This is a genomic window from Alteromonas sp. LOR, assembly GCF_000753865.1.
GTDB lineage: Bacteria > Pseudomonadota > Gammaproteobacteria > Enterobacterales > Alteromonadaceae > Alteromonas.
This window is the reverse complement of sequence record NZ_JQFW01000004.1, coordinates 20,364-32,682: the sequence shown is the minus strand read 5'-3', so window position 1 is coordinate 32,682 and position 12,319 is coordinate 20,364. Positions and strand designations below refer to the sequence as shown.

Genomic DNA, 12,319 nt, shown 5'->3' with positions numbered 1-12,319 from the left:
TTTAAATATGCAAGTGGCGCAGAGTAGGCGTCACCACTGTAAAGGAACATTCATGCCTGTAATTACCCTTCCTGATGGAAGCCAACGCGCTTTCGACAACGCTGTTTCTGTACTTGACGTTGCAAACGACATTGGCCCTGGTTTAGCCAAAGCAACGATTGCCGGAAAAGTAAACGGCGAGCTTGTTGACGCTGTTGACATGATTGATGCTGACGCAAAGCTTCAAATTATTACCGCAAAAGACGACGACGGCCTAGATATTCTTCGCCACAGCTGTGCTCACTTGTTAGGCCACGCAATAAAGCAGCTATGGCCAAACACGAAAATGGCCATTGGACCTATTATCGACAACGGGTTTTACTACGATGTTGATATGGAAGAAAGCCTGACTCAGGAAGATTTAACCAAGCTTGAAAAACGTATGCTAGAGCTTGCCAAAACAAACTATAACGTTGTAAAAAACAAAGTAAGTTGGCAAGAAGCTCGCGATGCCTTTGCAGAGCGTGGTGAAGACTACAAAATTGAAATTCTTGATGAAAACATCAGCAAGGATGACCGCCCAGCACTGTATATTCACGAAGAATATACCGACATGTGCCGTGGCCCTCATGTACCAAACATGAAGTTTTGCCATCACTTTAAGCTAATGAAGGTGGCTGGTGCTTACTGGCGCGGCGACAGCGATAACAAAATGCTGCAGCGTATTTACGGCACAGCATGGGCAGATAAGAAACAATTGAAGTCGTATTTACAACGACTTGAAGAAGCTGAAAAGCGTGACCACCGTAAAATTGGTAAAGCACTAAACTTATTCCATTGGCAAGAAGAAGCGCCAGGTATGGTGTTTTGGCACAATGACGGTTGGTCTATATACACAGAGCTAGAAAGCTTCATTCGCACAAAACTTCGCCAATACAACTACGACGAAGTGAAAGGCCCATTAATGATGGACCGCAGCTTGTGGGAAAAAAGTGGACACTGGGACAAGTACGCAGAAAACATGTTTACTACCGAGTCGGAAAAGCGCGAGTACGCGGTTAAACCGATGAACTGCCCAGGTCACGTTCAAATATTTAACCAAGGCCTTAAGTCTTACCGCGATTTACCGCTGCGTATGGCTGAATTCGGCTGTTGCCACCGCAATGAGCCCTCAGGCGCACTACACGGTTTAATGCGAGTTCGTGGGTTTACTCAAGACGATGCCCATATTTTTTGTACAGAAGAGCAGATCTTAGAAGAGGTTAGCGGCTGTATAAGAATGGTGTATGAGACTTATGCAGCATTTGGCTTCGACAAAGTGGCAGTGAAATTGTCTACTCGACCTGAAAAGCGAGTAGGGGCTGATGAAATTTGGGATAAGTCGGAAGCAGCACTAGCTGAAGCATTAAAAGCCAATGATATTGAATTTGAATATCAACCGGGTGAAGGTGCGTTCTACGGCCCTAAAATTGAATTTACTTTACACGATTGTCTAGACAGAGCATGGCAATGTGGTACTGTGCAGCTCGATTTCTCGATGCCTGGTCGTTTAGGGTCTACTTACGTTGCTGAAGATGGCGAACGAAAAGTACCTGTAATGATCCACAGAGCGATTTTGGGTTCGTTAGAGCGTTTCATCGGTATACTTACCGAAGAGTTTGCCGGTTTCTACCCGTTATGGTTAGCACCACAACAGGTGGTAGTAATGAATATTACTGACAAACAGGCAGATTACGCGAAAGATTGTGTAAAAAAACTGCACGATTTAGGGTTTAGAGCAAAGTCTGACTTGAGAAATGAGAAGATTGGCTTTAAAATCCGTGAGCACACGCTTAAGCGTATCCCGTATATGCTAGTAGTAGGCGATAAAGAAATGGAATCGGGCGAAGTAGCAGTACGCTCACGTCGCGGCGATGACCTAGGCAAAATGAGCCTGGAAGACTTTATTGCCATGTCTCAACAAGAAGTTATGGCAAAGACCATTAAGTAGTTGAGCAAAATTTGTGTATAATGCACACCGGAGTTTGTTTTTGACTCAAATTTCATGCTGAATACGGCATCACAAAAACAAACGAAAGAATTAAATGTTTGGAGGAATACCACATTAAAGGCGCTAACAATAAGGCTCAGGGCGACAAAGCCCGCATTAACGATGAGATTAAAGCCAAAGAAGTACGTTTAATTGGCAAAGACGGAGAACAGGTTGGCGTAGTTTCACTCGCTGAAGCAACGCAGCTAGCGGAAGAAGCTACCTTAGATCTTGTAGAAATCAGTCCGAATGCTGAGCCGCCAGTCTGTAAAGTTATGGACTATGGCAAGTTCGTCTTCGAAAAGAGTAAAGCTCAGAAAGAGCAGAAGAAAAAACAAAAGCAAATTCAGGTCAAGGAGATTAAATTTCGCCCTGGCACTGATGAAGGCGATTACCAGGTAAAACTGCGCAACCTGCGTCGCTTTCTCGAAGGTGGTGATAAAGCCAAAGTCACAATCCGCTTCCGCGGACGTGAAATGGCGCACCAAGACATCGGTATAGACCTACTAAATCGCGTTAAAAACGATTTAGAAGAGATCGCAAATTGCGAATCTTTTCCACGTCGCGTGGAAGGCCGCCAGATGATTATGGTGCTAGCCCCAACTAAGAAGTAGTAACGGTCTAAAGTTTTCAGGAATCTGCACCCTGAAACACCTTGCTGCAAACATTAACCGACAATTAAGCGACTGCACGCTGAACATGTCGATACAAAACAATGCGGAGTTTTAGCAATGCCTAAAATGAAATCTGTAAGCGGTGCCGCCAAGCGTTTCAAGAAAACGGGCTCTGGTCGCTTTAAAAGCAAGCAGTCTCACTTACGTCACATTCTGACTAAGAAGAGTACTAAGCGTAAACGCCAGTTACGTGGCAAAAAATTGGTTCATGATTCTGATACTAAATTAGTTCAGCGCATGTTGCCGTACGTTTAAGACTTAGGAGACTAAAGAATGGCTAGAGTAAAACGCGGTACGGTTGCACGTGCTCGTCACAAAAAAGTCCTCAAGCAGGCAAAAGGGTATTACGGCGCTCGTTCACGAGTTTATCGCGTAGCGGTACAAGCTGTAACTAAAGCTGGTCAATATGCTTACCGCGACCGTCGTCAGCGTAAACGTCAATTCCGTCAGTTATGGATTGCACGTATCAATGCTGCGTCACGTCAAAATGGTTTGTCATACAGCCGTTTCATTAACGGTTTGAAGAAAGCGTCTGTTGAAATCGATCGTAAGATCCTTGCCGACATCGCAGTTCATGACAAAGCAGCTTTTAGCGCATTAGTCGAAGCGGCTAAAGGCGCATTAGCTTAATTATTAACTAATTAAGTTTAAGTTCTTTCGGGGAAAGGCGAGCAGGATGCTCGCCTTTTTCTTTTCTATTTTTCAAAGATCGCTCTAAATTAACTAATTCCATCTTTCACTCCCCCAAATACCTACAGCAAAATCCCCGATATCTTTTTTTTAGCGCTCTGTTTCTATCAATTTTTCGCATTTCTACGGAAAATATTGAGAATATCAGGCGCGTAGGGTAGCCCTTATATTAGACACTCGTGTAAACTATCTTTTTTTATTTCAAGCAAGCCTTTGCCCGTAGATTTATTCTACTTATGCGAGGGCCATGCAGTCATCATGCACATTGAGGAAACCATGGAGCTTGACGCTATTATCAATCAGGCGCAGAGCCAGATTGACGCTGCCGAAGATGCAGCTACATTAGACCAAGTTAGGGTCGAATTTATGGGTAAGAAAGGTAAACTTACCGACTTACTTAAAGGCTTAGGAAAGTTGTCTAACGAAGAACGTCCTGCCGCTGGCCAAAAAATTAACCAAGCGAAACAGGTTATTCAGCAGGCTATTTCTGCCAAAGGCGAACATTTACGCACTGAAGAGCTTAATAAAAAGCTTTCGGAAGAAGCGGTAGACGTTACGCTACCTGGGCGTACTGAAAAGCCAGGTAATTTGCACCCGGTTAGCCGCACCATTGCGCGCATAGAGTCGTTTTTTGGTGAGTTAGGCTTTTCGGTCAAAACAGGCCCTGAAATCGAAGATGGTTTCCACAACTTTGATGCGTTAAATATTCCGGCTAATCACCCTGCGCGCGCCGACCACGATACGTTTTACTTTAACCCAGATATGATGCTTCGTACGCAAACTTCTGGCGTTCAAATTCGTACTATGGAAGCAGAAAAGCCGCCGCTACGTATTATCTCACCTGGGCGCGTGTATCGTAACGATTACGATCAAACTCACACGCCAATGTTCCACCAAGTGGAAGGCTTGATGGTTGATAAAAACGTGAGCTTTACCGAACTTAAAGGTATTTTGCACGACTTCTTACATCACTTCTTTGAAGAATCTTTAGAAGTGCGTTTCCGTCCGTCTTACTTCCCGTTTACAGAGCCTTCAGCTGAAGTAGACGTAATGGGTAAAAACGGTCAGTGGCTAGAAGTGCTTGGCTGCGGCATGGTGCACCCTAATGTACTCAAGTCGGTTGGAATAGACCCAGAAGAATACACTGGTTTTGCCTTTGGTATGGGCGTAGAGCGTTTAACTATGCTGCGTTATGGCGTTAACGACTTACGCGCGTTCTTTGAAAACGATCTTCGTTTCCTCAAGCAGTTCAATTAAGGCAGAGAGTACACATGAAATTCAGTGAAAAATGGTTAAGAGAGTGGGTTAACCCGTCGCTGTCGGCACATGAGCTGTCTGAACAGTTGAGCATGGCTGGCCTAGAAGTAGACGGCGTAGAGCCTGTTGCAGGCGAGTTCACCGGCGTACTAGTAGGTGAAGTGGTAGAGTGCGGTCAGCACCCTAATGCCGATAAGCTTCGCGTTACCAAAATCAATGTAGGTGGCGATGAGCTACTAGATATCGTTTGTGGCGCACCTAACTGCCGCCTAGGCATAAAAGTCGCGGTAGCCTGTGTTGGTGCGGTATTGCCTGGCAACTTTAAAATTAAAAAAGCCAAGCTTCGCGGCGAGCCGTCATTCGGTATGCTGTGCAGTTTTTCTGAGCTGGGCATAAGCGATGATCACGACGGTATTATCGAGCTTCCTGCAGATGCGCCAATAGGTACAGACATTCGCGATTACCTTGGACTTGATGATAACGCCATTGAAGTAGATTTAACGCCAAACCGCGCAGACTGTTTGGGTATTCGCGGTATTGCCCGTGAAGTAGGCGTACTTAATAACCTTGACGTTTGCGAGCCTGAAGTCGCTGCCCTAGACGCAACTATTGAAGATAAATTATCAATTACGTTAAGCGCGGATGACGCATGCCCACGTTATTTGGGCCGTGTGGTTAAGGGCGTTAACGTAAAAGCAGCATCGCCACTGTGGTTGGTTGAAAAGCTACGTCGTTGCGGTATTCGCAGCATCGACCCCATTGTTGATGTTACTAACTTTGTGTTGCTAGAGCTTGGCCAGCCAATGCACGCGTTTAACCTTGCCAGTATTGAAGGCAACGTAAATGTACGCATGGCAAAAGAGGGCGAAAAGCTTACTCTGCTTGACGAAACAGAAGCAACACTTAACGAAAACACGCTGGTAATTGCTGACGATAACAAACCGTTAGCCATGGCCGGTATTTTCGGTGGCTTGCATTCAGGTGTTACCACTGAAACTAAAGACATTTTGCTTGAAAGCGCGTTTTTCAGTCGTGACGTGATTATGGGCCGTGCCCGTCAGTACGGTTTGCACACCGATGCATCACATCGTTACGAGCGTGGCGTGGATCCACAGCTACAGCGCAAAGCAATGGAACGCGCTACCGCGCTTGTTCTTGAAATTTGTGGTGGTGAAGCGGGCCCAGTTGTTGAAGCGGTTTCAGAAGATAAACTGCCTAAACAAGCTACGGTTACACTTCGTCGCGACCGCTTAACTCGCGTGCTCGGTATTAGTATTGATGATGCAAAGGTAAGCGAGATGCTTTCTCGTTTAGGCTTAGACGTTACCGCTACCATTGAGGGTTGGAAAGCCGTTGCACCTAGCTATCGTTTTGATATTTCAATTGAAGAAGATTTAATTGAAGAGATTGCCCGCGTTTACGGCTACAACAACATTCCTAATGTTGCGCCTGCCGCAACGCTTGCCATGTTGCCTTCCCAAGAAGCGCAGCTGCCGCTAGGCACAATGAAGTCGTTGTTATTAAGTAGAGGCTATAACGAAGCTATTACGTATTCGTTTGTCGACCCGAAAATACAAAACGCATTGTTCCCTGATGTAAAAGGCATGGTGTTACCGCACCCAATATCATCTGATATGTCGGTAATGCGCGTAAGTTTATGGCCAGGTCTGTTAGGCGCTTCGGCGTACAATCAGAAGCGTCAGCAACAGCGAATTCGACTGTTTGAAACCGGATTACGCTTTATACCTCAACAAGATGCGCCAAATGGTGTATTGCAACAGCAGGTAATTGGTGGTGTAGTAGCAGGGCGTCGTAACGAAGAGCACTGGGACTTAGGCGATAGCCCAGTAGATTTCTTTGATGCAAAAGCAGATGTGGAAGCGTTATTGGCACTTACCGGTAAGCACGGTGAGTTTCGATTTGTTACTGGCGAACACAGCGCGTTGCATCCTGGTATGACTGCAAAAATTTTGCTTAACGATGAAGAAGTTGGCTATATTGGTGCTGTTCACCCACAATTTACAAAATTGTTGGGCGTAAACGGTCGTGTATTTGTGTTTGAACTAGCGGTAGACGCTATTAGTGAACGTAAATTACCGTCTGCTGCACCTGTATCGCGTTTTCCATCTAATCGTCGTGATATAGCTATTACAGTGAAAGATGAAGTGCGTGTAGGAAATGTTCTTTCTTACATAGAAAAAATTGGCGTAAATCAACTAGTTGCTCTAAACTTGTTTGATGAATACAAAGGCAAGGGAATTGAACCTGGGTACAAGAGCCTTGCATTGTCACTTCATTTACAAGATCCAGAAAAAACCTTAGAAGAAGCTGAGATTCAGCACGCTGTCGATACTGTGGTGAAAGGTTTGGAATCTGAGTTTGGGGCCGCGTTAAGAGAGTAAACTATGGCATTGACCAAAGCCGAGATGGCTGAACACCTATTCGAGAAACTAGGCATTAACAAGCGTGATGCTAAAGATCTGGTAGAGCTTTTTTTCGAAGAAATTAAAGGCGCTCTGGAATCTGGTGAGCAAGTAAAACTGTCAGGTTTTGGCAATTTCGACCTGCGTGATAAGAATGAACGTCCTGGACGTAACCCTAAAACGGGTGAAGATATTCCTATCAAAGCGCGCAGGGTGGTGACATTCCGCCCTGGTCAAAAACTTAAAAGCCGAGTTGAAAACTCAGCACCTGTCGACGAATAATTCGCACACTGCTGCAATTATAACGTTGTAAAACATGAAAAGAGCGGGGAGCACCCTCGCTCTTTTGTGTTTCTTCTTTTTACAGTGCACCCGCACTGGATTTCTTATGTTATTTTTTCGGAGGATGGTGTGAAAAAAGCACTTGTCGTTCTTTCTATTGTGTTCATCGCCATAGCGGCATGGTTTGTTTTCTTGTCTGTTGATGCTGATAACCGCGATCAAGAAGCGTCGAGCGTACCCGTTATTACCGTAATGGAAATATTGCATGCAAGCGACTTGCAAGAGGGCGTTAAGCAGGCAGTAAATCAAAACAACGATGAAGAAATTCAATACTGGCTTCAGCAAGCTTCAGAGGTTGGTGAAGCGGCTAACTTAGCGGCTGACGACCTTGAGTACTTACGCTCTCGCGCAGCGAAAGACTACGTGGTTTTTAATGCTAAGCGCCAGCTTTTTAACGAAGAATTTGAAGCCCATTACTATGCATTAAAGAGCATAGAGAGTCTTAAGGCTAAATACCCGGAAGCGCAGGACTTATTCGCCCGTGCTGATGCGCTGCTTGAAAAGCGAGATGCTATCATTCAACAAATTGCTGTTACCATTGCGGGTAACGACTCACCCAGTGATGCGGTAATAAAAGAGGCGAGAGAGCAGTGGCTTCAACAGGCCAATGCAGTGCCAGTTAGTACTCGTTAGTACTCATTGGTAAGTACTGGGTAAAGCAGGCTCTTAAACACTCACATCGATAGTTTGTACCGAGTACTCATATAAATAGCTCACGTCGAGCGCTTATATGGCTAGCCTATCTCGAGCGCTCATACCAAAAGCTCATATTTATAGCTTATACTGATAGCTCATACAGGTAGCTCATACTGATATGTCGGCAAATTTTGCATTAGTGAGTGCACCGAGGTCGGTTGCACTTAGCGCGACCTCTAAGCCACGCTTACCTGCACTTACATGAATGAGTTCGAGTTGCAGGGCACTTTCGTGAATAACGGTAACAAGTCGTTTTTTTTGTCCCAAAGGGCTTACCCCACCAAGTACATAACCTGTTGATGCGATTACTGCATCGGCACTGGCCATGGTCACTTTCTTTGTGCCTAGCACTTTTGCCATTTTCTTTTCGCTGAGTTTGGTAGTAACCGGTACAACGGCTACAGCTAACTCTTTGTGTTCTTTATTTTCCTTGTTCTCCTTATTCACATAACTCACTACCAATGTTTTAAACACGCTTTCAGCAGGCAATCCTAATTTTTCAACGGCCTCTAACCCATAAGATGAAGCGTTGGGTTCGTGTTCGTACTTGAGCACGCTGTGCTTTATTCGCTTTTTGGAAAGCAGCGTAATGGCTGGCGTCATTCTTCTTCTTTCTTATAAAATGTACGTGAATAAATAATTTCGCCAGGCAAAAGAGGCGTAGCTGCTTGAGTGGCATAGTCATTAAAACCTGCTGTAAAAAATTCTGACAGTGGGTGGCCAGACTGCCCGCCAGGTAAGGTGAGAATAGCATTGTCTAAATGCCCTGGGCTTACAAAGAAACGTTCTGATGCTCCAAACCCAGTAGACTGCACGGCGGGCATGTAGGTATCACCAAAACCTGCAACTGGGGCCATGTTTAACTTATCGCCTATTAACGGTATTTGTGCTGAGAAAGGGTGTTTCACTGTTAACGTGTTTACACTTCCCCAGTTAAGCATGTCCATATTCGCTTCAAGAGGAGAATATTTATCAAGAAGCTTATGCTTGGCTCGCCTGTAGGCATCTACCAACAACTCATCGAAAGTATCGGTTCCATCGGGTAGCCAGCTGTTTGGCTGGCTTTGTATGAGTTGCCACGTGGCAGGCTCAATGCCACGTAGCAGCGTGCGGCTTTGTACGCCTTGTTTATCAAGGGATGATAAAATTTCACCAAACAGCGTTTGTACTACTTCACGACGAAAATGCTTTACCAGGGTGTACCCCACGGAGTCGTCACATGCACAGGCTCCCCATGTGTTTAAATAGGTTAGATCTGGCTTAAACTCGACATTTTGCATGGTTAGTAAGCCACTGAGTAAATTATGCCAAGGAATAAGGAACTGAGCATGGTTGTCTAACTGGATGGCGTAAAAATCAGTTTCGGTGAACGTGTCTTTTTCAAATAAGCGGTCTCTTATCTGTCTGCCTCTTGCCCCAAGCGCGTATCCACCATCGCCTAGTCGAGATAAGTCTTTCGCTGCAATAACTCGAGCATTGGCGGTCCATAGTCTATTTGAAACAGGGTTTTTTACCAAAGGCAGAATGGTTGCAGGGCGAGTGGGATTGTTTCGCATTTCTTGTTCAGATATTGCGGTGTACGATGCGTTTTCTCTGTGAAGCACTGCGCCGCCTGGCATCCACGCCGTATTACCTTCGATATCAACCATCACCAAGTTTTGCGTTGGATTGGCAATTCGCTTTCCTATATCGATAGCCTCATCCACAGACTTAGCATTGCCAAAATCTACAATAGCTAAGTTGGCAGCAAATTCGTGATGGGCAACCCAATTAAGGGCATAGCGTTTTCCGTTGAGTATTTTAACGGGGCCAAATTCACTGACTTCAATCGTGTATTCGTGACTGCCTGAGGGAAGGGGAATTGTTTCTGTTACTGCCGTGGTTTCCGTATCGCTATTAAGCGCTACCCAATCTACGTTGTCTAAGTTAGCGTTAGTAAAGCCCCAGGCTATATTGCCATTGGTACCCACAACAATGCCGGGTAAACCAGGTAGCGACACGCCTGTAATAGAAACGTCTTGACCTGCGTCACTGTAATTAAGCTGGGTGCGATACCAGATAACGGGTACACGAAGGCTTAGATGCATATCGTTCGCCAGCAGCCCCGCGCCTGTAGGCGTAATAGCGCCCGACACCGCATAACTATTACTGCCTAGATCGGGAAGTTCGGTGCCCCTATAGTTATAACGAGCGTGGCTGTAACGAGCGCGGTTATGACGAGGATGCGTATAACGAGGGGCGGTATAACGAGCTAAGTCATCAGGCAATACGCTATTAATGCTACGGTTGTTATAAGCTTGAGTATCTGCGTTTTCACTTCCATTTTTACTTTCGACTGCGGCTTTAAACTGGCTAGGGTATTCAGGAATAGGGGCGTCGGATAAAGGCAGCTCGCCGCCTTCAAGGGCGGCCTGAAAATGACTTTGCTGGGTTATAAAGTGATAAATGTCATCGCCAAAGGTGTCTTTAAGAGCGGTTCTTGCAAGATCTAGCTTTACCTGCCCGTCCTGCAAATCTAGATACATGCTGTAAATAACCAAAATACTGTCGGTAGGGCGCCACTGCGTTATCTCCATACTGGCTGCAATGTATTCTAAGGGAAGAGTGGTGTATTCATTAATGGCTTCATTTACGCCATGAGCATAGCGAATAAGCAGTTCTTGTTGTTTACTGGGTAAGTTTTCGAAAACGGCCTGTGCTCGTTGTTCAAATTGATGGAAACGGGCGTTTTTATCTATGTCTAATGCTGCACTTCCTACCCAGGCTGACAAATTGCCTGAGGCTGCTCTGCGCTGTAAGTCCATTTGAAAAAAGCGATCTTGACCGTGAGCAAACCCCAATGCATAGGCGGCATCAAATAGGTTATCAGCGTTTACGACGGCATGGCCTAGCGAGTCTCTCGAAAGCTGGGTCGGCTGGGTTACGTGATAAGTGGCACTGTTACCCTCTAATTTGGGTAAACTTAAATATAATGTGGTGTACACAGCAGCTGCGGCAATCGACAACAACAGTACAGCACCAACAACAAGCCACTTGATCCAATTTATCACGTGAATTACTCCGCTTTTTTCTCTATCCTACCCCAACAAACTCAACAATGAGAAGTGATGTTTTATGAGACTAATTAAACGCACAATTCTTGATAAAAATAAGGATGTGCTGTGGGCCCATTAATGCTCGATTGTCAGGCCGAAGAGTTGCTGCCTGAGGAAAAAGAAAAGCTGGCGCATCCAGTCGTCGGCGGGGTTATTTTATTTTCTCGTAATTACCATGATAAACCTCAACTTTCGGCATTGATAAAAGATATTCGCCGGTATGCGAATAAGCCTTTGCTTATCGCAGTTGACCACGAAGGGGGGCGAGTGCAGCGCTTTCGTGAAGGGTTTACCGCCATTCCTGCAATGGGCGATATCTTGCGCCATACAAAAAGCGAAGGCGAAAGCGCTGCTCTTGCTCACGCGTGCGGGCTTGCGTTGGCAGTAGAGCTTAAAACACTTGATATCGACTTTAGCTTTGCCCCTGTATTAGATATAAACGGCGTGTCTAAGGTAATAGGTGACCGCGCTTTTGCTGATAACGCCACTGATGTAGTGCGGTTAGCCGCGTCTCTTATCGACGGGCTTAAAACGGCAAACATGCCTGCTATTGGTAAGCATTTCCCTGGTCATGGCAGCGTTGCCCCAGACTCACATGTTGCATTACCTCTTGATGAGCGCGATTTTGACGAGATAAAACACACCGATATGGTGGTGTTTGAACGGTTAATAGAGCGGGAGTTGCTAGATGGCGTTATGCCTGCCCACGTAATTTATAATAAGGTATGTGCTGAGCCTGCCGGATTTTCTTCCCGTTGGCTTAAGCTGATATTAAAGAAAGACTTGGGTTTTAGCGGCGCTGTTTTTTCTGATGACTTGTCTATGCACGGAGCGTCTGTTGCCGGCGGCTATGTCGAGCGGGCAGATGCGGCATTAAGTGCAGGCTGCGATATGGTATTGGCTTGTAACAATGCTAAAGGGGCCGAGCAAATCCTAGATGGGCTAGAAGGGCGTATTGCACAGCAGTCTCAGGAAGATAGTCAAAAACGAGAGCGCGTGATGAATTTACACGGGCGAGTATTGCCTGCGGGCCTGCGTGAGCAGTACGAAAGCGCAGTGGCGCTTATAGAGAAGCTACTGCACGTATAGAAACTGAGCTTTACAGAGATACTGCGGTGCTTATAGCGCCGCAGC

Annotated in this window: 11 protein-coding genes; 9 read left to right on the top strand and 2 right to left on the bottom strand. The window is 45.7% G+C overall.

Going from position 1 to position 12,319, the window contains the following annotated elements; all coding sequences use genetic code 11:
• The first annotated feature begins 52 nt into the window (after positions 1-52).
• From thrS to JV36_RS0101835, 8 genes are all read left to right on the top strand, one after another.
• Positions 53-1,969, top strand: coding sequence for a threonine--tRNA ligase (gene thrS / locus JV36_RS0101870; protein WP_032095094.1), 1,917 nt, complete (start codon positions 53-55; stop codon positions 1,967-1,969).
• A gap of 98 nt (positions 1,970-2,067) precedes the next feature.
• The gene (infC, locus tag JV36_RS0101865; RefSeq protein ID WP_081926491.1) at positions 2,068-2,622 is read left to right on the top strand and encodes a translation initiation factor IF-3; all 555 of its coding nucleotides are present in this window, start codon (positions 2,068-2,070) and stop codon (positions 2,620-2,622) included.
• Between the two features lie 117 nt (positions 2,623-2,739).
• A complete protein-coding gene (gene rpmI, locus JV36_RS0101860; protein ID WP_032095095.1) occupies positions 2,740-2,937 on the top strand; it encodes a 50S ribosomal protein L35 in 198 nt (65 codons plus the stop codon).
• Between the two features lie 18 nt (positions 2,938-2,955).
• Positions 2,956-3,312, top strand: a complete 357-nt coding sequence (gene rplT, locus JV36_RS0101855) for a 50S ribosomal protein L20 (RefSeq protein ID WP_032095096.1) — start codon at positions 2,956-2,958, stop codon at positions 3,310-3,312.
• Between the two features lie 336 nt (positions 3,313-3,648).
• Positions 3,649-4,629 (top strand): phenylalanine--tRNA ligase subunit alpha, encoded by a 981-nt coding sequence (gene pheS, locus JV36_RS0101850; protein ID WP_032095097.1) that lies wholly within the window; start codon positions 3,649-3,651, stop codon positions 4,627-4,629.
• Positions 4,630-4,643: 14 nt separating this feature from the next.
• A complete protein-coding gene (gene pheT / locus JV36_RS0101845) occupies positions 4,644-7,031 on the top strand; it encodes a phenylalanine--tRNA ligase subunit beta (protein ID WP_032095098.1) in 2,388 nt (795 codons plus the stop codon).
• 3 nt (positions 7,032-7,034) lie between these two features.
• Positions 7,035-7,334 carry an integration host factor subunit alpha gene (gene ihfA, locus JV36_RS0101840; protein ID WP_032095099.1) on the top strand — a complete coding sequence of 100 codons (300 nt, stop codon included), beginning with the start codon at positions 7,035-7,037 and terminating at the stop codon, positions 7,332-7,334.
• A gap of 129 nt (positions 7,335-7,463) precedes the next feature.
• Complete coding sequence (locus tag JV36_RS0101835; protein ID WP_032095132.1) at positions 7,464-8,027, top strand: hypothetical protein; 564 nt, start codon at positions 7,464-7,466, stop codon at positions 8,025-8,027.
• Between the two features lie 171 nt (positions 8,028-8,198).
• On the opposite strand, the gene ybaK is transcribed toward JV36_RS0101835, so the two are convergent.
• Positions 8,199-8,693 carry a Cys-tRNA(Pro) deacylase gene (gene ybaK, locus JV36_RS0101830; RefSeq protein ID WP_032095100.1) on the bottom strand — a complete coding sequence of 165 codons (495 nt, stop codon included), beginning with the start codon at positions 8,691-8,693 and terminating at the stop codon, positions 8,199-8,201.
• Positions 8,690-11,140 carry a penicillin acylase family protein gene (locus JV36_RS0101825; protein WP_032095101.1) on the bottom strand — a complete coding sequence of 817 codons (2,451 nt, stop codon included), beginning with the start codon at positions 11,138-11,140 and terminating at the stop codon, positions 8,690-8,692. The genes ybaK and JV36_RS0101825 overlap by 4 nt, the downstream gene beginning before the upstream one ends.
• A 123-nt stretch (positions 11,141-11,263) precedes the next feature.
• Between JV36_RS0101825 and nagZ the strand changes: the two genes are divergently transcribed.
• Entirely contained in the window at positions 11,264-12,274 is a 1,011-nt protein-coding gene (gene nagZ / locus JV36_RS0101820; RefSeq protein ID WP_032095133.1) for a beta-N-acetylhexosaminidase, read from the top strand.
• Positions 12,275-12,319: the final 45 nt, after the last annotated feature.